The sequence below is a fragment of the Photorhabdus akhurstii genome (assembly GCF_018448925.1).
GTDB lineage: Bacteria > Pseudomonadota > Gammaproteobacteria > Enterobacterales > Enterobacteriaceae > Photorhabdus > Photorhabdus akhurstii.
Map to the genome: position 1 here is coordinate 15,489 of NZ_RCWE01000035.1, position 23,330 is coordinate 38,818.

The 23,330-nt window shown below is 40.8% G+C and carries 12 protein-coding genes and 2 pseudogenes; 8 read left to right on the plus strand and 6 right to left on the minus strand.

All coding sequences use genetic code 11. From position 1 onward, the window contains the following. Positions 1–413: 413 nt before the first annotated feature. Both EAE93_RS21860 and EAE93_RS21865 read left to right on the plus strand, forming a co-directional pair. Complete coding sequence (locus EAE93_RS21860; protein ID WP_214040567.1) at positions 414–1,439, plus strand: fucose-binding lectin II; 1,026 nt, start codon at positions 414–416, stop codon at positions 1,437–1,439. A 696-nt stretch (positions 1,440–2,135) separates the two neighbouring features. Further along, positions 2,136–3,584 carry a flavin-containing monooxygenase gene (locus tag EAE93_RS21865; RefSeq protein ID WP_036809629.1) on the plus strand — a complete coding sequence of 483 codons (1,449 nt, stop codon included), beginning with the start codon at positions 2,136–2,138 and terminating at the stop codon, positions 3,582–3,584. A gap of 78 nt (positions 3,585–3,662) precedes the next feature. Here the strand turns inward: EAE93_RS21865 and EAE93_RS21870 are convergent, their stop codons facing one another. The 5 genes and pseudogenes from EAE93_RS21870 to EAE93_RS21890 all read right to left on the minus strand — a co-directional run bounded on the left by EAE93_RS21870 (position 3,663) and on the right by EAE93_RS21890 (position 8,878). Beyond that, a complete protein-coding gene (locus EAE93_RS21870) occupies positions 3,663–5,789 on the minus strand; it encodes a M48 family metallopeptidase (protein ID WP_214040568.1) in 2,127 nt (708 codons plus the stop codon). 487 nt (positions 5,790–6,276) lie between these two features. Further along, on the minus strand, positions 6,277–6,837 hold the full coding sequence (locus EAE93_RS21875) for a rhomboid family intramembrane serine protease (RefSeq protein WP_214040569.1): 561 nt from the start codon (positions 6,835–6,837) through the stop codon (positions 6,277–6,279). A 202-nt stretch (positions 6,838–7,039) separates the two neighbouring features. Beyond that, positions 7,040–7,299 (minus strand): annotated as a pseudogene (locus tag EAE93_RS21880) (transposase); the annotation flags it as partial. A gap of 225 nt (positions 7,300–7,524) precedes the next feature. Continuing rightward, positions 7,525–7,851 (minus strand): annotated as a pseudogene (locus tag EAE93_RS21885) (ISNCY family transposase); the annotation flags it as partial. 49 nt (positions 7,852–7,900) lie between these two features. After that, on the minus strand, positions 7,901–8,878 hold the full coding sequence (locus tag EAE93_RS21890) for an Rpn family recombination-promoting nuclease/putative transposase (protein WP_214040570.1): 978 nt from the start codon (positions 8,876–8,878) through the stop codon (positions 7,901–7,903). Between the two features lie 775 nt (positions 8,879–9,653). On the opposite strand from EAE93_RS21890, the gene EAE93_RS21895 reads away from it, so the two are divergent. Beyond that, the gene (locus tag EAE93_RS21895; RefSeq protein WP_214040571.1) at positions 9,654–10,616 is read left to right on the plus strand and encodes a fucose-binding lectin II; all 963 of its coding nucleotides are present in this window, start codon (positions 9,654–9,656) and stop codon (positions 10,614–10,616) included. A gap of 216 nt (positions 10,617–10,832) precedes the next feature. Here the strand turns inward: EAE93_RS21895 and EAE93_RS21900 are convergent, their stop codons facing one another. Beyond that, positions 10,833–11,726 (minus strand): hypothetical protein, encoded by an 894-nt coding sequence (locus EAE93_RS21900; protein ID WP_214040572.1) that lies wholly within the window; start codon positions 11,724–11,726, stop codon positions 10,833–10,835. 324 nt (positions 11,727–12,050) lie between these two features. Between EAE93_RS21900 and ppxA the strand changes: the two genes are divergently transcribed. From ppxA to tcaB, 5 genes are all read left to right on the plus strand, one after another. Continuing rightward, entirely contained in the window at positions 12,051–13,745 is a 1,695-nt protein-coding gene (gene ppxA, locus EAE93_RS25165; protein ID WP_263987318.1) for a photopexin PpxA, read from the plus strand. Positions 13,746–13,838: 93 nt separating this feature from the next. Continuing rightward, positions 13,839–14,861 carry a photopexin PpxB gene (ppxB, locus tag EAE93_RS21915; RefSeq protein ID WP_110086904.1) on the plus strand — a complete coding sequence of 341 codons (1,023 nt, stop codon included), beginning with the start codon at positions 13,839–13,841 and terminating at the stop codon, positions 14,859–14,861. Positions 14,862–15,297: 436 nt separating this feature from the next. Next, positions 15,298–15,915, plus strand: a complete 618-nt coding sequence (locus EAE93_RS21920; RefSeq protein ID WP_036809649.1) for a hypothetical protein — start codon at positions 15,298–15,300, stop codon at positions 15,913–15,915. A gap of 519 nt (positions 15,916–16,434) precedes the next feature. Next, the gene (gene tcaA / locus EAE93_RS21925) at positions 16,435–19,722 is read left to right on the plus strand and encodes an insecticidal toxin complex protein TcaA (protein WP_263987319.1); all 3,288 of its coding nucleotides are present in this window, start codon (positions 16,435–16,437) and stop codon (positions 19,720–19,722) included. A gap of 21 nt (positions 19,723–19,743) precedes the next feature. Continuing rightward, positions 19,744–23,313 carry an insecticidal toxin complex protein TcaB gene (gene tcaB, locus EAE93_RS21930; RefSeq protein ID WP_214040574.1) on the plus strand — a complete coding sequence of 1,190 codons (3,570 nt, stop codon included), beginning with the start codon at positions 19,744–19,746 and terminating at the stop codon, positions 23,311–23,313. Positions 23,314–23,330: the final 17 nt, after the last annotated feature.

A 23,330-nucleotide genomic window follows, 5' to 3' on the forward strand; every position in this document is an offset into this window, starting at 1 on the left:
AAAATACTCTATTAATTTCACTACAAGAAATCACTAATACATTAAAGCGGTATTATGCCGCTTTTCATATGAAAACATTATCAATTTAATATATTGTTAATATGTTATTGTTAAAATTAGAAATTAAATATAGATATAAAATAGTGTTTTGAAATTTAATTGCACAATATAAGCCTTACCTCATAGTATATATTTGAATTTTTGCAAAAAAACAACATCATCAAATCAATAAATAACCTATTAATATATAGCATTGCCATAGCCTATCTTTTATACTAATTTTCATAGCGTGAATTTTTCTGTTTTACCAAATAGCCTTAATATCATTATTGCTATATTTTATCTGTAAATAGTAGATTTAAAAAACATTAGAAATCAATGACAAACCTAAAAACCATGAAGGATATATATTAATGAATCCATATGTCTATTTATTCCTTAATGCAGATAATGCCAGATTTAATGACACATTAAATATACCAGATACAAACTACCATCAACCTATCAGTAATGATTGGCCCGATCTTCCTATCGAGTTTCAAAGACATATTGATGATGTGATTAATTTAAATGGTTATTTATATTTTTTTAAAGGATCTCAATATCTTAAATTCAACATAACGACAGCCAAAATCACTGATGGCCCAAAATTTATTGCAGAGGGATGGCCCGGATTGGAAGGAACCGAATTCGAAAATGGGATAGATGCGGCCATAGAATTAACAACAAGTAGCGTTTGTTTCTTTAAAGGCAGTGATTGCATTGATTATGCCGTGAACTCACACACGATTAAGCGAAAATCTATCTCAGACAGATGGGAAATAACAAAGAAATACCCAGCATTTAGTAAAAACCTGGATGCTGCTACATGGAGAAAAATTCATCAAAATAATCCTTTTATTGATTTCCTCAAAGAGGATCAGCATATCGGATTTTATCCACAATCACACACTCTTGCACATGACATTGTTCCTGTTTCTGCTTATACCGGAGGGATCTTCAAAACAGCTCAAGCAGCGGTATTGATTGACATCGATTTATTAGGCAGTGACCGAGGAAATAATGGAGGCTGTAGCGGAACATGTGGTGCCAATGACACCGGTAAACACTGTTTCCAGTTACCTCAAAGTATTCGATTTGGTTTGACAGCCTATTCTAATACCGATATTCATCGGCAAACAGTAAAAGTCTATATTGACAATCTTCTGGTAGATACATTAACCGGAAAAGGAACAGATAACTTGATGGCGACTAAAGCCTATACATCCGGTACAGGCAAAATCTGTATTGAGATTGAAGGCGATGGTAAACCCTGCAAGCTCCGTTATGCCTATAATACCCTTGATGGAAAACCCGGGACAGCCACTATCGGCGCCGAAAACGGCACCAAGAATAATTACAATGATTGCGTTGTGATACTGAATTGGCCGCTAGTGTGAATGACATATGCTCTAGAAATTGCATCACAAATAAAAATAAAATGCCAAATCCCTAAGAAATAATGCTGTTCGGTTAAAACACTTGAACAACTTCACATATTTAAAATAATTCAGAGAATATCCTGTTCTCTGGATTATTTTATCGAATTAACCAAAAAATCTCCCCACGAATGGCTAGGCTCTAAAAACTTTGGCAAGATATTCAATCAATATACCCTATGGATTTCAAGATGCATCGCGACGGCAAGGGAGTGAATCCCCGGGAGCATAGATAACTATGTGACCGGGGTGAGCGAGCGCAGCCAACAAAGAGGCAACTTGAAAGATAACGGGTATAAAATGCATCTAATCTCCCTCCGCCAAGTTCTGTCTAGTTCACTTCGAAATCCTTGCATCATAAAATATTGACTCAAGAGCAGACAAAAATGCTCTAGCAAACTTTTAGTTGTGTTTATTTAGTCTATAACGTGACTTAAGCACCGTGCCCAATATTCATATTTAAGGGTTGAAAATATTCTCAAGCTAATTATTTATTTGTGGCGGTAGGAAATATTGACACGTTAAACATTGGTAATGAGCAATGTAAGACTAAAGCAATTTCATATTGCTATGCTACTGTCAATGATGACAAGAATCACATTGCTTTAGCTAGGTGAGTTTCAACTCATCAAAAAATGACCTTGTAGGAGAGAGACAGTGAATAACCATTATGATGTTTTGATTATTGGCGCTGGTATTGCAGGCATTGGTACAGCATGTCATTTAACAAGGAAATGTCCTGATAAGCAGTTTATGATATTAGAACGTCGCCAAAAAATAGGCGGTACTTGGGATTTATTTCGCTACCCAGGCATTCGCTCAGATACAGATATGATGAGCTATGGCTATACATTCCGCCCTTGGACAGATACCAGTGTTTTTGCCGATGGACCTTCAATTAGAAGTTATATCCATGCAACGGCAAAAGAGTATGACCTTGATAAGAAAATAAAGTTTGGGCTAAAAATTACGCATACTGACTGGTCAAATACGACTCGCCAGTGGACCGTTACCGCGATTGACGAAATCAGTGGGGAAACTCAGCAATTTACCTGTCGCTTTCTCGTCGCGGCAACAGGTTATTACAACTATGATGAACCTCATTTACCTGAATTCCCCGGCATTAAAGATTTTAAAGGCCCGGTAATTCACCCTCAACTCTGGCCTGAGGCATTGAATTACAAAGGAAAGCGAGTTGTTGTCATTGGTAGTGGCGCAACAGCTGTCACTTTACTGCCGGCAATGGCACATGATACTGCCCATATCACGATGCTACAGCGCTCCCCGAGTTATATTCTTTCAATCCCTGGCAGGGACAAAATAGCAGAGTTCTGCAAAGGCATTATTCCACAGCGCTGGATTTACACATTGAGTAGAAAGCGCAATCTCTTTTTCCAGCGCTTAATTTATAAAACGAGTCGACATTTACCTAATTTATTGAAATCACTTTTACTGTCATCTGCTCGCAAACGTGTCGGCCCAGATTTTGACATGAAACATTTGACGCCAAAATACATGCCGTGGGATGAACGGCTCTGTTTTATTCCCAGTAATAACCTATTTAAGGTACTGAAAGAAGGTAAAGCCTCTATCGTTACTGACTATATTGAACGCATAACTGAAAACAGTATCTTATTACAATCAGGTAAGGAATTACCCGCAGATATTATTGTTACAGCGACTGGGCTGAAATTACATTTTATTGGTGGAATTGAACTCTCTATTGATGGGCAAAAACAGCAAGCTCATGATCGCATGCTTTATAAGGGAACGTTGATACAGAATGTCCCTAATTTTGCCTGTCTGTTTGGTTATATCAATAACGCCTGGACGTTGAAAGTTGATCTATCTGCGGATTATATCTGCCGTTTGTTGAACGAGATGGACCGTCGCGGTGCTACCGTTGTGACGCCACATGCTGAGCGGGGTGAGATGCAGGAGGACGAGCATATTTTTGGCGCCTTGCGAGCTGGTTACGTAAAACGTGCAAAGGACTTGCTTCCTCGTCAGGGATATAGCTCAACTTGGCGGGTTCCACATGATTACAAAAAAGATAAACAAGTTTTGGAGCAGCCTGTAGATGATGCCGCGTTGAAATGGATATAACTTCACGAAATTAAAAAATCAGTGGTTATATTAAGATTACCAGCCCGTTATGATAAATAAACGGGCTGGTTGTTGTTATTAATCGGATTGATGCTGATTTAAAGCATGTCGGGCATGAGCGGCTTGAAGATAGTTATGGATCATTTCAATAACTTCTCCATCAGATATTTTTTTACCATTGGCTTTCAGCGTTCCTACAAAACCATAAAAGAGATGGCGTTTTTTCTTCCGTAATTTTCCTCTACCTAATCGTTTTTTAGGCGTCATATCTGGCAGAGTGGCATCATCTGCCAGCTCAAGCGTTAATGTCCTCACTTTGAAGAAGAAGGAATCAAAAGTCGTATAATTGAAATCAATAATATTATGCAGAGGATAAGGCGTCTGAAAATCAGGGCCACTGATTTTTGTTGGCTCCCAAATTATCATGCTGTTTTTGCAGCGTTTATAGATGATAATTGCGAATAACAAACAAGGTAAATTGACTAAAGCAATTAGTGCGGAGACTAAAAAAATTGCCTCTAATATACGCTCTGAATTGATTTCTTTTATAACGAAAGACAAAAAGAACCCACTGCCCACCATAATCATAAAAATAAAAGGCGAAATAAACATAAGATTACGTTTACTGGATACGGTCAAAGTGGTAGTTTCAGATGCTGATACCGCCTGCTCTTCCCAAATTTGTTTCTGCTCTTGATAATACTCGTCAATTTCACCTGACAAGTTTTGTGTTAATTCCACTGAAAGCGCTTTAGCATCAGTAAATAGATCATCAATACTATTGTAATGTCCTGCTTCAACCGGACGCGAAGCATAATCCAGCAATTCCTGTTCTATTGGCAACTCTAATGCTTCAATACGTGATTTAGTTGTTGGATGGGTATCCGTAGGGTGAGTAAGCTCATTTTCCAAGAACTGGCCCGCATCAGGAATGCCATTTTCGCGCAGGTTATCAATAATGACAGGCAATAGATCATCGGCTTTCAATTTACCTGCAAACAACACTGACAATTGCTGGTTAATTGACTCGCTCACCGCAGAAATACGCAATAAAGCGCTAGAAATAGCTTGAGCACTACTCAACCTGGCACCCACAGCATCGGCAGCATATTCACGGATACGGCTCCAATGATTCACCGCAAAATCAAATTGTTGGATGAAGAAGATACCCAAATAAATGGAAGGACTCATCACCAGACGGCTATAGTAATCTTCTCTATCCTTGATGTTACTGATCATCACATCGATGCTGCGGCTCATTCCTGCGTAGATAGGTGAAAAGTGGAGACTGTAGGTAGTATCTTCACCGGTAAAGTGCCCTAATTCATGACCGATCACCGCTGCGGATTCTTCACGGCTTAACAATGCTCCATAGATTAGCGGAAAATATAAGGTACAACCTTCAAGTACCTGCTCATTATTGATGCAAACAGGGTAGGAAGTCACAAAGAAACATTCCGTCAAACCAACAACAATATTGTCTGGCGGCGCTGTACCAACTTGTTCAGCTAACTCATTGATCCATTGCCATAGGCCAGGAGCTTCCTCTGGAGTCACTGCTTTTCCCATCAAATGGGAAGCCGAAGGGGAAAACATAACAAAACAGTGTTTGAGTTTCGCAATACCCTTAATGATGCACCACAGAATTGCCAATGCTATCACGCCCGCAACAGCAACAATTTTTGCACCGCCACCTCTCATTTCAAAATTACCAATAAACCAAAGTATTTCGTAGCTGATCAGGGAAAAAATACCGAGGCCAATTAATGTCATTTGTCCGATAAGAATAAAAGGTAGTAACCGACGACAGCGATCAAATACCCTCAATAATTCATCGCGGGATTTGCGGGCCACATTACCACTGCGTATACATAGCAAAATCGCAAATCCGCCTAACAGCAGTGATAATACGCCGCCGCCAATCGTCCCTAGATCTAAAATTGACTGAAACTCGCTGAATGTGGCTTCTTTGCTATTAATTATTTCATCTGTTCTATTGAGGATTTGATTGACGGTAAAAGAAGTGTCGCCGAATTTCATTGTAATATTGGGATCAGTTTGCAACAACTGTGTCGCTTTGGCATGTAACAATTTAATACTATCGAGGGATTCAGTCAGTTCACTGGTTCGGTAATATTGCCAGCCACCATAACAACTTAATACTAACGGCAAGGCAAGTAACCAAAGAAAAAGTCTATTACGCATTGAATATGTCCTATTTATACTTTTATTGACGTTATATTATTTGGTTTTTTTTAAAACACAAATAAAATTCTTACTTCATGAAAATAGAGTTCATTGTTCTGTTTAAAAAACAGGATTAATAAAGTGAGAGATAAATTGAGTTCTTTCAAATGATATAGAATATGATTCTTAATTCAGAAATGAGATTAGGGCTAAAATCGCAATATCGCACTCTTCAATACCCTAATTCGTCATTCCATTTTAAATGGTCATTCATTTATTCCTGGCATAAAGGTAACCAAGTTTATTTTTTTACTGTTTATACCCGTCATCTTTCAAGTTGCCTCTTTGTTGGCTACACTCACTCACCCCGGTCACATAGTTATCTATGCTCCCGGGGATTCGCTCCCTTGCCGTCGCGATGCATCTTGAAATCCATAGGGTATACTATTCATGAATATCTGAAATGGGGATAATCTACTTACGGCCTATCCCCGATGCCATAAAACTAATGGCTCGTTATTACCCATCTCTTCGACAGCCAAGAGAAAACCAGCCCAGATATCGCACCAAAAATATGGCCTTCCGTTGAAATATCTTCTTGCCACGGTAATAAGCCAAACACAATCCCACCGTAGTACACAAACACCAGAATCGCAAAGAAGAAATCTTTTACTCTTCTCAGAAAAAAGGCGTTAGCCAGCAGCAATCCCCATAGACCAAAAATCCATCCGCTGGCACCTATATGAATAGCCGTGCGCCCAAATAACCAAACTAATGTTCCGCCCGCAAAGATAATAAACAGGCTGGCTATCACATAATAACGTATAGAGTGTGCCATTAGTAACGCACTCAATACTAATAATGCGGGGAGATTGCTGAATAAGTGCCCCCAGTCACCATGCAGGAATGGAGATAGCGGAATACCAATTAACCCTCGGGAGTATCGAGGAATGATGCCTAAATTACTTAGTGCGCCACCGGTTAAAGTATCAAACAATTGTATTATGATCAGTATTACTGCTAATCCTATTAGCATACGAAAGCGTTGTTTTAGCCCTGTTTTCACTGTGTTGTTGCCTTATGATTCATTGGAAATCAAAATGAATTTTGTCTCAATAAAGGTGTTATGAGCAGAGTTGGCACTGCCATATCTTGAAAGTTCGGAATTTAACAGTTTTAATGTAAAAGTTAAACTCTATTTTGACGCAACCAATTCGGTTTGGTGATAAAAAACAATCATAAATAACTTATATGGACACCGACTCTTTTTATTCTCTGCTATTCATGTAGGGGATGAATTTAAAAACGTTTTCACTTTCTCAAGCAACCGCCACACATACTGACAGCCATGATTTCATGTCACCGTTTCATGCAAGGATTGCCACAGACGCTCAATTTTATTCAGCCGGGGAGAATAAACAGATAAAAACAATAGGTTAAATTTAGGATGACGGGCCAGCCAATCACTGATCAGTCGGCTTTTATGGATACTGTAATTATCCAAAATCAATGTAAGAGTTACAGCATGAAAATCATGTTTTTGGTTTTTTCCTAGTATCACTATAGTTTCTGTTGCCCTTTTAAATACCCATCAGCGCTGCCCTTCGCCACACGATACCTATGTATGTCAGTAATAATAGAAGGTGCTGATGGATAATTTTATGTTTAATAAGGTGTCATTCCGCTCTCTATAAATAAGAACAAAAATGCCGATCTTGAATATCGGCATTTTACTGTAAAAGAGAAGATGAATTTAATGCTTTAACGCTTCAATTTTATCCCGGCTCAGTCCGGTACTGGTGACAATAATGTCCAAACTCACGCCATGCCGTAATAAGGCACGAGCCGTTTCCACTTTACCTTTCTCTCGGCCTAGCTCAATACCTTCTTCTCGACCTTCCTCTCGGCCTTCCTCTCGGCCTAGCTCAATACCTTGCTTGATACCTCGCTCAAGCCCTTTTTGTTCAAGCTGTTCTGCAATAGTCATCAACATCGTTTCATGCTCCGGAGATTGTTCAATCAGTTGATGGACAAATTGGGAGAGATCCAGCGTATGTCCATTCAGTAAAAATAAAAACAAAAATGCCGATCTTGAATATCGGCATTTTACTGTAAAAGAGAAGATGAATTTAATGCTTTAACATTTCAATTTTATCCCGGCTCAGTCCGGTACTGGCGACAATAATGTCCAAACTCACGCCATGCCGTAATAAAGCGCGAGCCGTTTCCACTTTACCTTTCTCTCGGCCTAGCTCAATACCTTCTTCTCGACCTTCCTCTCGACCTTCCTCTCGGCCTTCCTCTCGACCTAGCTCAATACCTTGCTTGATACCTCGCTCAAGCCCTTTTTGTTCAAGCTGTTCTGCAATAGTCATCAACATCGTTTCATGCTCCGGAGATTGTTCAATCAGTTGATGGACAAATTGGGAGAGATCCGGCGTATGTCCATTCAGTAAAATATAGCGTAACACCACATTGCGCTGCTCGGTTGTATTATAACCCGCATTCAAGAGTTCCACCAATTGGAGAAGCCATTCCTGCATATCCCGGCAGCGAATATGTTTTTGCACCAGTTCCATCAGGGCAACCCCTTTATGTGTCAGGATTTCTTCATCGCTGAGCACACTGACGTCCACCAACGGAAACGCCTGGTGGTATAAGCGAGCAGCCTGTTCAGGGAGCGTAAAACAATCCAGCCACCGGTTTGAGTAAGGATACGGCCGAACCTCCCCATGATAAAACAGCAGCGGCGCTACCAAAGGGAGTTCAGTATGGCCTTTTTTCAGGTGGGCCGCCATTGCTAACATGGCATAATACATCAGCCGCCAGGCCATCAGCGGGTCAGGAGTGGACTGATGTTCAATCAGACAATAGATATAGCCCTGTCCCCTAGCTGTTTCAACCGAGTAGAGCACATCACTGTGCAGTTGACGTAAATCCCGATCCACAAAACTGCCGGATTCCAGTTTCAATGTGGCTAAATCACACAACGACTGGATCTCTTCGGGCAGATAAAGGGATAAAAATTCCCTGGCCGTTTCGGGCTGCGTTAAAAAATGCTTGAATAACGCGTCATGGTGAGGTCGTTGTTTTTCTTTCTTTACCACAATCTGTTTCTCTGTCTTATTAGTTAGTCATTACCACTCATTGCCAAGGTATAGTATTTCTACCAAGTCATAAAAAACATTGTCTCAGATTTCCTCAGGCAAATCTTTACCGAATGCATTAATAGAAGAACCTAAAGAATCAAATATCAGAAAAGGAAAAATGATAAAATATTATATTTACAATAATTACTTTATGAAAGCCATTAATTTAAATGAGTTTTTAATTTTCATTCGCATAATAATAATCCCTTTATCAAAACATTGATTATTTATATTTTCGTTAATCTTGAATATTCAGATCGAAAAAATTGGACTGAGTTCCATCCAGATGATCTATTGGGTATAAATGTTATTTATATCAAAGTATCAATCTATTAGGGTTGTAACCTTCGCGTCAATAAAAATTAAGTTTTATTTTCCCATCACGATTAAATAATTTAACTTAATAAACAATGTAAATAAATCAGTAAATGCTATTTTTTACAGTTCAAGATAAAAATATCGAAAATTAAGTAAAGGAATTTTTAGTGATATATTCATTGTCAGAAGCAAGAAACAAATCCTCTGCCTTTCTTCAACAACCATTAATATTCATAATTAATCCAAATCAAGCGTTAATCATTTTTTTAGGATTACAAAAAAATTGAGCATTTCGCTGATTTTAATAACCTATTCTGAAATAACCCATAAAATTATGAAACAGAATAATTAAGCCAGGGTAATTTCAGTATCATACTCATTGTTAAAAATAAACCACAAACATTAAGGATAAATTATGGCAGATATACTTAAATATGGCGATACAGTAAGAATATTAAATGGTTACAATAACTGGCAAGGAGGATATCTCAGTACACACGGAAGTAACGACATCCCGGGAGCAAAACATAACGTATTAACTGTAGCTCCTTCCTTTTCTGATCTAGGGGTAATATGGCGAATACAATCAGGAACGGGAAAAGCTATCGGCAGCGAAATAATTAATGATGATATTATTTTGCTTCATAATCTGGCTTTCTGCGATGGTGGTTATTTGGGATATTATGATGGCCCAAATCAACCGGTACCAAGTGGAGAAATACATCCGATAGTCACATCTGATATAAATACATATTCTCCAAAAACATTAGAGTGGATTATTTATTGCGAGACACCTTATTCTATAAAGGGAAATATCATAGAAGGAGCAATTATCAGCCTACATAATCGATGGGGAAATAAAGGTTTCCTTAATAGTTATGGTAATGCCAACAAACCAAACACGTTATATGGTGTATCTCTTTCTGGTAATAGCGCTCGTAAAGTACATAAGGTAGACCAGTGGAAAATGGAAAAAATCAATGACCCTTGTCCGCCTACCAAACCCTCAAATTGTGGTGGAGAATGCGGCACCAATGACACCGGTAAACACTGTTTCCAATTACCTAAAAATATTCAATTTGGCCTGACAGCCTACAATAATACGAACATTCAGCAAACGGTAAAAGTGTATATTAACGACCTTCTGGTAGATACATTAACCGGTAAAGGCACAAATAATCCGATGGCGACCAAAACCTACACATCAGGTACAGGAAAAGTTTGTATTGAAATTGAAGGAAATGACAAACCTAGCAAACTACGTTATTTCGATAACACCCTCGATGGAAAACCGGGAACAGTCATTATCGGTGCTGAAAATGGTACCAATAATAATTACAATGACTGTGTAGTAATATTAAATTGGCCGCTGGTGTAAATTAAAAATACTTTGGTAAACTTCACCACAAGAAAAAACATTTACTAATCAATTAAAGCGGTATTATACCGCTTTTCTTGTACGCCATATTTAACAACGATAATAAGATTATAATTAAAATCACTTTTCTATATTACAACAATTATGGGGCCAGGAAGAAAGCCCCTTGGTATATATCACACAAGATGGTTAAATAATCAGACTCAGTATTCCATATTAGAAATCTTGAAAAAATATCGCTCGATCAAACGGTGTTCGGTAAAGAGAGTTTTGTTGATCTACTGTGGTAGCCTGAGAAGACATACCAGAAATAATCCCTATCTGACCAGACGCAAGATTTCCCGTCATCAGCGTGTTCATATTATATTGGCAAAGCTCTACCTTCCATTTATCTGCCACAGTGTTATACCACTCAATGATTAATGTACCGTTATTTGCTGCAAGCAATCCAATACGCCAACGCGACCAAGAATTCTTCGGCCATTCATAACTCAGTGGAACACCAGAATGAGTATTACCTAGTGTCGGTTGCCCTTTATAAATACCATCTATCTGTTTGCCAACAAAATTAACTGACTGAATCAAATTAGCTTGAAGATTCCAAACCATAACATAAGGCGTTGCAGTATCAATCGAAGTACCTAATGAAATGTTCGATGGCATCCATTGAGGCTTACCTTGATACCCACCAGTCAAGTGAATCGCCATATAGCCGTAACCAATATTTTGATATGTCCCGCTTGCACTCGTTTTCCTGGATAACACACTCACTGAAATGTCAGGATATGGATTACAAAACAGGTCAAGTTCACAATAACAATGTCTGGCATCAACCGGTGTATCTGTTGCAATCCCGAGACAATGACTACCGATATTGCCGAATTTAGACAAAGTTTGTGCCTTGAAAGCTTTCCTTCCCCCAACACTGATGATATCCCAAGCGCTAGTCCCGTAACCTGAGTCCTTAAACAACACGCCAGCTCTCTGTGTTGTCGCATCTATCCATCGACCTTCAGGATATAAATTTGGTTCCCATACCGTTATTGGAACCGCAGTGGAATTAGAGAAACTTTCAATTGAGATTGAACTTTCATGTTGTTCTAATTTCATGACTAAAATATCTCCTATAAAAAATAAAATTACATATTAATCTTGTATTTTATACCTCAGATAAGTTCATCTTTAATTCTTAAATAAAGTAATCCACATAAAATCCAACAATATTAAATCCATTAATGAGTTGTTAATATATAGTCTTGCTTATAACCTATCATCAGGATTAATTTAAATAATATAAATTTCCCTATTCACCAGACAGATGATCAATATGGCAGAGTTAAATCGGTGTATCTTAATGTTATTTTCATCTATTTCTGTTGTAAAAAATAAATTTAAACAACATATTAAATCCCAACCACCAAAAAGGATATATCAATGAATACATCAAGTTATCTTTTCCTTGGCTCAGGAAACATTAGACACAATCAGAAATCGTATGAGGCAGACATCGGTTATCCCCGGCCTATAAATAACGATTGGCCTGATCTTCCTATCGAATTTCAAAGACATATTGATGATGTGATTAATTTAAATGGTTTTTTGTATTTTTTTAAAGGCTCACAATATCTTAAATTTGATATCGCCAAAGCAAAAGTGATTGACGGACCGAAACCCATTATAGAAGGATGGCCTGGATTAGCAGGAACGGAATTTGAAAACGGGATCGACGCCGCCACAGAATGGTCCTATGCAGCAAAAACGGGTATGACAGATATCATCTGTTTCTTTAAAGGCAGTGATTGTATTGATTATACGGTGAGTTCACATACTATTAGTAAAAAAACTATCGCAGATAGATGGGGGATAACAGAACAATACTCAGAATTTAGTGAAAATCTGGATGCAGCTATTTTATGGATAAATATTGGTAGCCCTTTTCTGTTCCTTTTCAAAGATAATTCAAACATCAGAATTAATCTGAAATCGAATACCATTGATGGTCAAGCACCCATTGGCGCTAATTGGCGTGGAGTGACTTTCAAAAGAGTTCAAGCTGCGACGTCAATTGATATGGATTTATTAGGCAGCGAGATGTGCAATGATAGTAATACAAATACCTATTTCTTTCTTAACTCAGAAAATATCAAATATAATGATCCATTAAATAATATCGATACCGGTTATCCTCAACCCATTCGTAACAATTGGCCTAATCTGCCTATTGAATTTCAAAGGCATATTGATGATGTGATTAATTTAAATGGTTGTTTGTATTTCTTTAAAGGCTCGCAATATCTTAAATTTGATATTGCAAAAGCACAAGTGATTGATGGCCCCAAATCCATTATTGAGGGGTGGCCGGGATTAGCAGGAACGGAATTTGAAAACGGGATCGACGCCGCCACAGAGTGGATAGATGCAAAAGAAGATATCGTTTGTTTCTTCAAAGGCAAAGAGTGTATTAATTACACCGTTAGCTCACATGCCATTGACAAGAAAACTATCGCAGAAAGATGGAGAATTACCGAGGAATACGCGAAATTTAGCGCAAATTTAGATGCCGCTATTCTATGGCGTAACTCCGGTTATTTTATCTATCTTTTCAAAGGCAATGAATATCTCCGTTTACATATGATGTTGAATAGTCTGTATGGTGAACCCGAACTTATTCAAACTAAATGGAAAGGCGTTACTTTCAATAAAATTCAAGCGGCAGTATCAGTTGATCCAGATGTATTAGGCAGTGATATCAATATAAAATGCGGCGGAACATGTGGGATTAATAATACCGGTAAACACTGTTTCCAATTACCTCAGAGTATCCGATTTGGCCTGACAGCCTACGTAAATAGTGACGCTCATCAACAAACAATCAATGTCTATATCGACAACCGATTAGTCGATACTTTAACTGGTAAGGGGATAAGTCACATAACGGATGTTAGGACCTACACATCAGGTACCGGCAAAGTCTGCGTCGAGATTATAGCAGATGGTAAACCCAGCAAACTCCGTTATGCCTATAACACTCTCGAAGCAAAACCGGGATCAGCCATTATCGGCGCTAACAATGGTTCCAATGACAATTATGATGATAGTGTGGTAGTGTTGAATTGGCCATTATCATGAGACAAAAATATATCGCTGTGATATCTGAAAATAGAAAATCGAGTAAACACATCAGAATAACATTCAGATTAACCATTATTAAGGATGTAAAAAATGAATTCAAAAACCTATTTCTTTCTTAACTCAGAAAACATTAGATATAACGACTCAGAAGATAAAGCAGATACCGATTACCCTCAATTCATCAGTCATGATTGGCCTGGTCTCCCTATCGAGTTTCAAAAAGATATTGACGATGTAATTAATTTAAGCGGCTCATTATATTTTTTTAAAGGATCACAATACCTTAAATTCGATATAGCCAAAGCCCTGGTGATTGATGGGCCAAAACCCATTATTGACGGCTGGCCGGGGTTGAAAGGTACTGGATTTGAAAATGGTATAGACGCAGCCACAGAGTGGATGGATACAAAACAAGATGTTGTCTGTTTCTTCAAAGGCAGAGATTGCATCGATTACACTGTCAGTTCACACACGATTAATAAGAAAACCATTTCAGAACGATGGGGCGCCACCGGGAAATATGCAGGATTCAGTGAAGACCTCGATGCTGTTATTTTATGGAAGAATATTACCGGTTCTATTATTTACTTTTTCAAAGATAGTTATTACATCCAATACAATACAAAATCTCATGTTATCGATGGTGAACCCTCCTTTATTCAAGCTTACTGGAACGGAATCACTTTCAAAAAGGTTCAAGCCGCCGTATCGGTTGATATCGATTCATTAGGTAGTGAGTATAAAAACTGTGGCGGAATATGCGGCAGCAATAACACCGGTAAACACTGTTTCCAGTTACCTCACAATATCAAGCTTAGCCTGTCAGCCTATGGTAATACTACCCACCAGCAAACGATAAAAGTGTATATTGACGATCAGTTAGTCGATACATTAATCAGCCAAGGAGTCAATAGTGTGTTGGGCTTTAAAAATTACTCATCAAGCACCGGCAAAGTCTGCATTGAAATTATAGGCGACAGTAAACCCTGTAAACTCCGTTACGCCTATAATACCCTTGACGAAAAACCGGGAACAGCCATTATCGGCGCCAGCAATGGGGGCAATAATAATTACGATGACAGCATAGTCGTGTTAATTTGGTCACAGACCTGAATCAAAAAGCCACAAATACACTACGCTGGCAACATCAGTCGAGATGACATTTATCAATAAATTAAAGCGGTATTATGCCGCTTTTACTGATATGACACACGGTTACAAATAGAAAAAACATGACTTACCCTTTCAAGTAACATGATAATAGTCGAAACTCGGTTATCCGCCAAATAGCCTCCTATCCGATAAAAATTAATTTTTTGATCTTTTCTTTTCCTATCTCCCGTTGCTATGAATATTCAACAGTGCAGGAATTCGACCCTATTTCACGTCCACAAGGGAGCAGATAAAAGGCGAGATAACCTGTTCATGACAATAACCTAGCCCTGAAATGACACCGGAAGTTATGCAGTAATAGCATCATCGGAAGTAAAGGCATTTCAGGGTAAGCATCAGTTGTTTGAAGAGCAATAGCATATTTTCCGAGGAAATGATGGGTAATATACTTAAATATGGCGATACCGTGACAATATTAAACAGCTACAAGAACTGGAGCGGAGGGTATCTCAGTGTATTTGGCAACGGCAATAAACCCGGAACCAAATATGGCGTAGTAACCGTAGATGCTTCCTTAGCTATTTATGGCGGCGCCTGGAGAATTGAGTCAGCAACAGGAAAATCTGTCGGTAGTGAAATAATCAATAATGATATTATTTTACTTCACAACCTATATTACTGTGATGGCGGCTATTTACAATATTATGATGTAGTGGATCAAAATGAACAATTAACCGAAATACATCAAGTCTATACCTCAGATACCCGCAAAAGAGCGACATTAGAATGGATTATTTATTGTGAAACCACCCCACCAAATGAAAATATCAGAGAAGGCGATAGTATCTCTCTCTATAACCGATGGGGAGATAAAGGTTTTCTTGATACCCATAATCATGCCAGCGATACAGGTTCGTTATATCAAGTCTTTATGTCCAATAATGCTGCCCGTAAAAGCCATAGCGGCTTATGGAAAATGGCAAAGGTGAATGATCCTTGCCCTCCCCCTGATGTGTTGACCAATATCATGCCATTGTGGCGTAAGATGCGGTAACAACAGCTCGCTTTATCGCTCAAACGAAGCTGGCAAGAACAAACGAAATAAGTTTTTGTGCGTTTTAGCCAGCAAAAGACCAAAAATGCCCGATAAATGTAAGTTTTATTATTTTCAGATTGAAACTATTTACGTGGTTTATTTGCCGCTACGATTAAATTAATTTTTTATTCCTACATTAATAAAAATTGAGCTTAACATAATAAGCTTCCACGCTATAAAGTCATGCCTCCATCAATTAACAACTCTTACCAAATAGTGAAAATGATTATAAATACCTAAGATAAATCATGAACTAGCTCATTATCATAAATTATTTTTCATTTTTATAACACTTTTGCTATCAGCACCTTGGATGAAGTTTCTCATACTGGTCGTTTTGTTTGTCTCTGTATCACCTCAATTGAACCAGCAATAAACAAACAGAAATAAAAGGAATGTTTATGAATTGTCACACCAAGAAAGCTAGCTCGATTTTCGTAACTAACCTTCCAAGATGTTCTAATTCTAAACCATGTAATGGTGACTGTTATGCAAAATAAAATATCATTTTTATCAGGTACATCCGAACAGCCCCTGCTTGACGCCGGTTATCAAAACGTATTTGATATCGCATCAATCAGCCGGGCTACTTTCGTTCAATCCGTTCCCACCCTGCCCGTTAAAGAGGCTCATACCGTCTATCGTCAGGCGCGGCAACGTGCGGAAAATCTGAAATCCCTCTACCGAGCCTGGCAATTGCGTCAGGAGCCGGTTATTAAAGGGCTGGCTAAACTTAACCTACAATCCAACGTTTCTGTGCTTCAAGATGCTTTGGTAGAGAATATTGGCGGTGATGGGGATTTCAGCGATTTAATGAACCGTGCCAGTCAATATGCTGACGCTGCCTCTATTCAATCCCTATTTTCACCGGGCCGTTATGCTTCCGCACTCTACAGAGTTGCTAAAGATCTGCATAAATCAGATTCCAGTTTGCATATTGATAATCGCCGCGCTGATCTGAAGGATCTGATATTAAGCGAAACGACGATGAATAAAGAGGTCACTTCCCTTGATATCTTGTTGGATGTGCTACAAAAAGGCGGTAAAGATATTACTGAGCTGTCCGGCGCATTCTTCCCAATGACGTTACCTTATGACGATCATCTGTCGCAAATCGATTCCGCTTTATCGGCACAAGCCAGAACGCTGAACGGTGTGTGGAATACTTTGACAGATACCACGGCACAAGCGGTTTCAGAACAAACCAGTAATACGAATACACGCAAACTGTTCGCTGCCCAAGATGGTAATCAAGATACATTTTTTTCCGGAAACACTTTTTATTTCAAAGCGGTGGGATTCAGCGGGCAACCTATGGTTTACCTGTCACAGTACACCAGCGGGAACGGCATTGTCGGCGCACAATTGATTGCAGGTAATCCAGACCAAGCCGCCGCCGCAATAGTCGCACCGTTGAAACTCACTTGGTCAATGGCAAAACAGTGTTACTACCTCGGCGCTCCCGATGGTACAACGATGGGAGACGGTAATGTTCTGACCGGCTGTTTCTTAAGAGGCAACAGCCCAACTAACCCGGATAAAGACGGTATTTTTGCTCAGGTAGCCAACAAATCAGGCAGTACTCAGCCTTTGCCAAGCTTCCATCTGCCGGTCACACTGGAACACAGCGAGAATAAAGATCAGTACTATCTGAAAACAGAGCAGGGTTATATCACGGTAGATAGTTCCGGACAGTCAAATTGGAAAAACGCGCTGGTTATCAATGGGACAAAAGACAAGGGGCTGTTATTAACCTTTTGCAGCGATAGCTCAGGCACTCCGACAAACCCTGATGATGTGATTCCTCCCGCTATCAATGATATTCCATCGCCGCCAGCCCGCGAAACACTGTCACTGACGCCGGTCAGTTATCAATTGATGACCAATCCGGCACCGACAGAAGATGATATTACCAACCATTATGGTTTTAACGGCGCTAGCTTACGGGCTTCTCCATTGTCAACCAGCGAGTTGACCAGCAAACTGAATTCTATCGATACTTTCTGTGAGAAGACCCGGTTAAGCTTCAATCAGTTAATGGATTTGACCGCTCAGCAATCTTACAGTCAAAGCAGCATTGATGCGAAAGCAGCCAGCCGCTATGTTCGTTTTGGGGAAACCACCCCAACCCGCGTCAATGTCTACGGTGCCGCTTATCTGAACAGCACACTGGCAGACGCGGCTGATGGTCAATATCTGTGGATTCAGACTGATGGCAAGAGCCTAAATTTCACTGACGATACGGTAGTCGCCTTAGCCGGTCGCGCTGAAAAGCTGGTACGTTTATCATCCCAGACCGGGCTATCATTTGAAGAATTGGACTGGCTGATTGCCAATGCCAGTCGTAGTGTGCCGGACCACCACGACAAAATTGTGCTGGATAAGCCGGTCCTTGAAGCACTGGCAGAGTATGTCAGCCTAAAACAGCGCTATGGGCTTGATGCCAATACCTTTGCGACCTTCATTAGTGCAGTAAATCCTTATACGCCAGATCAGACACCCAGTTTCTATGAAACCGCTTTCCGCTCTGCCGACGGTAATCATGTCATTGCGCTAGGTACAGAGGTGAAATATGCAGAAAATGAGCAGGATGAGTTAGCCGCCATATGCTGCAAAGCATTGGGTGTCACCAGTGATGAACTGTTCCGTATTGGTCGCTATTGCTTCGGTAATGCAGGCAGTTTTACCTTGGATGAATATACCGCCAGTCAGTTGTATCGCTTCGGCGCCATTCCCCGTTTGTTTGGGCTGACATTTGCCCAAGCCGAAATTTTATGGCGTCTGATGGAAGGCGGAAAAGATATCTTATTGCAACAGTTAGGTCAGGCAAAATCCCTGCAACCACTGGCTATTTTACGCCGTACCGAGCAGGTGCTGGATTGGATGTCGTCCGTAAATCTAAGTCTGACTTATCTGCAAGGGATGGTAAGTACGCAATGGAGCGGTACCGCCACCGCTGAGATGTTCAATTTCTTGGAAAACGTTTGTGACAGCGTGAATAGTCAAGCTGCCACTAAAGAAACAATGGATTCGGCGTTACAGCAGAAAGTGCTGCGGGCGCTAAGCGCCGGTTTCGGCATTAAGAGCAATGTGATGGGTATCGTCACCTTCTGGCTGGAGAAAATCACAATCGGTAGTGATAATCCTTTTACATTGGCAAACTACTGGCATGATATTCAAACCCTGTTTAGCCATGACAATGCCACGTTAGAGTCCTTACAAACCGACACTTCTCTGGTAATTGCTACTCAGCAACTTAGCCAGCTAGTGTTAATTGTGAAATGGCTGAGCCTGACCGAGCAGGATCTGCAATTACTGACAACCTATCCCGAACGTTTAATCAACGGCATCACGAATGTTCCTGTACCCAATCCGGAGCTATTACTCACGCTATCACGTTTTAAGCAGTGGCAAACTCAAGTCACCGTTTCCCGTGATGAAGCGATGCGCTGTTTCGATCAATTAAATGCCAATGATATGACGACTGAAAATGCAGCTTCACTGATCGCCACATTGCATGAGATGGATAAAGGTACGGTAGCGCAAGTTAATACCTTGCTATTAGGTGAAAATAACTGGCCGAAAAGTTTTACCTCTCTCTGGCAACTTCTGACCTGGTTACGCGTCGGGCAAAGCCTGAATGTCGGTAGTACCACTCTGGGCAATCTGTTGTCCATGATGCAAGCAGACCCTGCTGCCGAGAGTAGCGCTTTATTGGCATCAGTAGCCCAAAACTTAAGTGCCGCAATCAGCAATCGTCAGTAACCGGATAAGAAGGAATTGATTATGTCTGAATCTTTATTTACACAAACGTTGAAAGAAGCGCGCCGTGATGCATTGGTTGCTCATTATATTGCTACTCAGGTGCCCGCAGATTTAAAAGAGAGTATCCAGACCGCGGATGATCTGTACGAATATCTGTTGCTGGATACCAAAATTAGCGATCTGGTTACTACTTCACCGCTGTCCGAAGCGATTGGCAGTCTGCAATTGTTTATTCATCGTGCGATAGAGGGCTATGACGGCACGCTGGCAGACTCAGCAAAACCCTATTTTGCCGATGAACAGTTTTTATATAACTGGGATAGTTTTAACCACCGTTATAGCACTTGGGCTGGCAAGGAACGGTTGAAATTCTATGCCGGGGATTATATTGATCCAACATTGCGATTGAATAAGACCGAGATATTTACCGCATTTGAACAAGGTATTTCTCAAGGGAAATTAAAAAGTGAATTAGTCGAATCTAAATTACGTGATTATCTAATTAGTTATGACACTTTAGCCACCCTTGATTATATTACTGCCTGCCAAGGCAAAGATAATAAAACCATCTTCTTTATTGGCCGTACACAGAATGCACCCTATGCATTTTATTGGCGAAAATTAACTTTAGTCACTGATGGCGGTAAGTTGAAACCAGATCAATGGTCAGAGTGGCGAGCAATTAATGCCGGGATTAGTGAGGCATATTCAGGGCATGTCGAGCCTTTCTGGGAAAATAACAAGCTGCACATCCGTTGGTTTACTATCTCGAAAGAAGATAAAATAGATTTTGTTTATAAAAACATCTGGGTGATGAGTAGCGATTATAGCTGGGCATCAAAGAAAAAAATCTTGGAACTTTCTTTTACTGACTACAATAGAGTTGGAGCAACAGGATCATCAAGCCCGACTGAAGTAGCTTCACAATATGGTTCTGATGCTCAGATGAATATTTCTGATGATGGGACTGTACTTATTTTTCAGAATGCCGGCGGAGCTACTCCCAGTACTGGAGTGACGTTATGTTATGACTCTGGCAACGTGATTAAGAACCTATCTAGTACAGGAAGTGCAAATTTATCGTCAAAGGATTATGCCACAACTAAATTACGCATGTGTCATGGACAAAGTTACAATGATAATAACTACTGCAATTTTACACTCTCTATTAATACAATAGAATTCACCTCCTACGGCACATTCTCATCAGATGGAAAACAATTTACACCACCTTCTGGTTCTGCCATTGATTTACACCTCCCTAATTATGTAGATCTCAACGCGCTATTAGATATTAGCCTCGATTCACTACTTAATTATGACGTTCAGGGGCAGTTTGGCGGATCTAATCCGGTTGATAATTTCAGTGGTCCCTATGGTATTTATCTATGGGAAATCTTCTTCCATATTCCGTTCCTTGTTACGGTCCGTATGCAAACCGAACAACGTTACGAAGACGCGGACACTTGGTACAAATATATTTTCCGCAGCGCCGGTTATCGCGATGCTAATGGCCAGCTCATTATGGATGGCAGTAAACCACGTTATTGGAATGTGATGCCATTGCAACTGGATACCGCATGGGATACCACACAGCCCGCCACCACTGATCCAGATGTGATCGCTATGGCGGACCCGATGCATTACAAGCTGGCGATATTCCTGCATACCCTTGATCTATTGATTGCCCGAGGCGACAGCGCTTACCGTCAACTTGAACGCGATACTCTAGTCGAAGCCAAAATGTACTACATTCAGGCACAACAGCTACTGGGACCGCGCCCTGATATCCATACCACCAATACTTGGCCAAATCCCACCTTGAGTAAAGAAGCTGGCGCTATTGCCACACCGACATTCCTCAGTTCACCGGAGGTGATGACGTTCGCTGCCTGGCTAAGCGCAGGCGATACCGCAAATATTGGCGACGGTGATTTCTTGCCACCGTACAACGATGTACTACTCGGTTACTGGGATAAACTTGAGTTACGCCTATACAACCTGCGCCACAATCTGAGTCTGGATGGTCAACCGCTAAATCTGCCACTGTATGCCACGCCGGTAGACCCGAAAACCCTGCAACGCCAGCAAGCCGGAGGGGACGGTACAGGCAGTAGTCCGGCTGGTGGTCAAGGCAGTGTTCAGGGCTGGCGCTATCCGTTATTGGTAGAACGCGCCCGCTCTGCCGTGAGTTTGTTGACTCAGTTCGGCAACAGCTTACAAACAACGTTAGAACATCAGGATAATGAAAAAATGACGCTACTGTTGCAGACTCAACAGCAAGCCATCCTGAAACAACAGCACGATATACAACAAAATAATCTAAAAGGATTACAACACAGCCTGACCGCATTACAGGCTAGCCGTGATGGCGCCACATTGCGGCAAAAACATTACAGCGACCTGATTAACGGTGGTCTATCTGCGGCAGAAATCGCCGGTCTGACACTACGCAGCACCGCCATGATTACCAATGGCGTTGCAACGGGATTGCTGATTGCCGGCGGAATCGCCAACGCGGTACCTAACGTCTTCGGGCTGGCTAACGGTGGATCGGAATGGGGAGCGCCATTAATTGGCTCCGGGCAAGCAACCCAAGTTGGCGCCGGCATCCAGGATCAGAGCGCGGGCATTTCAGAAGTGACAGCAGGCTATCAGCGTCGTCAGGAAGAATGGGCATTGCAACGGGATATTGCTGATAACGAAATAACCCAACTGGATGCCCAGATACAAAGCCTGCAAGAGCAAATCACGATGGCACAAAAACAGATCACGCTCTCTGAAACCGAACAAGCGAATGCCCAAGCGATTTATGACCTGCAAACCACTCGTTTTACCGGGCAGGCACTGTATAACTGGATGGCCGGTCGTCTCTCCGCGCTCTATTACCAAATGTATGATTCCACTCTGCCAATCTGTCTCCAGGCAAAAGCCGCATTAGTACAGGAATTAGGCGAGAAAGAGAGCGACAGTCTTTTCCAGGTTCCGGTGTGGAATGATCTGTGGCAAGGGCTGTTAGCAGGAGAAGGTTTAAGTTCAGAGCTACAGAAACTGGATGCCATCTGGCTTGCACGTGGTGGTATTGGGCTAGAAGCCATCCGCACCGTGTCGCTGGATACCCTGTTTGGCACAGGGACGTTAAGTGAAAATATCAATAAAGTGCTTAACGGGGAAACGGTATCTCCATCCGGTGGCGTCACTCTGGCGCTGACAGGGGATATCTTCCAAGCAACACTGGATTTGAGTCAGCTAGGTTTGGATAACTCTTACAACTTGGGTAACGAGAAGAAACGTCGTATTAAACGTATCGCCGTCACCCTGCCAACACTTCTGGGGCCATATCAAGATCTTGAAGCCACACTGGTAATGGGTGCGGAAATCGCCGCCTTATCACACGGTGTGAATGACGGAGGCCGGTTTGTTACCGACTTTAACGACAGCCGTTTTCTGCCTTTTGAAGGTCGAGATGCAACAACCGGCACACTGGAGCTCAATATTTTCCATGCGGGTAAAGAGGGAACGCAACACGAGTTGGTCGCGAATCTGAGTGACATCATTGTGCATCTGAATTACATCATTCGAGACGCGTAAATTTCTTTTCTTTGTCG

Bases quoted from the DNA above. Each gene is read 5' to 3' on its own strand.
- tcaA (WP_263987319.1), top strand. From the start codon at position 16,435: ATGGTGACTGTTATGCAAAATAAAATATCATTTTTATCAGGTACATCC.
- EAE93_RS21860 (WP_214040567.1), top strand. From the start codon at position 414: ATGAATCCATATGTCTATTTATTCCTTAATGCAGATAATGCCAGATTT.
- ppxB (WP_110086904.1), top strand. From the start codon at position 13,839: ATGAATTCAAAAACCTATTTCTTTCTTAACTCAGAAAACATTAGATAT.
- tcaB (WP_214040574.1), top strand. From the start codon at position 19,744: ATGTCTGAATCTTTATTTACACAAACGTTGAAAGAAGCGCGCCGTGAT.
- EAE93_RS21920 (WP_036809649.1), top strand. From the start codon at position 15,298: ATGGGTAATATACTTAAATATGGCGATACCGTGACAATATTAAACAGC.
- ppxA (WP_263987318.1), top strand. From the start codon at position 12,051: ATGAATACATCAAGTTATCTTTTCCTTGGCTCAGGAAACATTAGACAC.
- EAE93_RS21870 (WP_214040568.1), bottom strand. From the start codon at position 5,789: ATGCGTAATAGACTTTTTCTTTGGTTACTTGCCTTGCCGTTAGTATTA.
- EAE93_RS21900 (WP_214040572.1), bottom strand. From the start codon at position 11,726: ATGAAATTAGAACAACATGAAAGTTCAATCTCAATTGAAAGTTTCTCT.
- EAE93_RS21895 (WP_214040571.1), top strand. From the start codon at position 9,654: ATGGCAGATATACTTAAATATGGCGATACAGTAAGAATATTAAATGGT.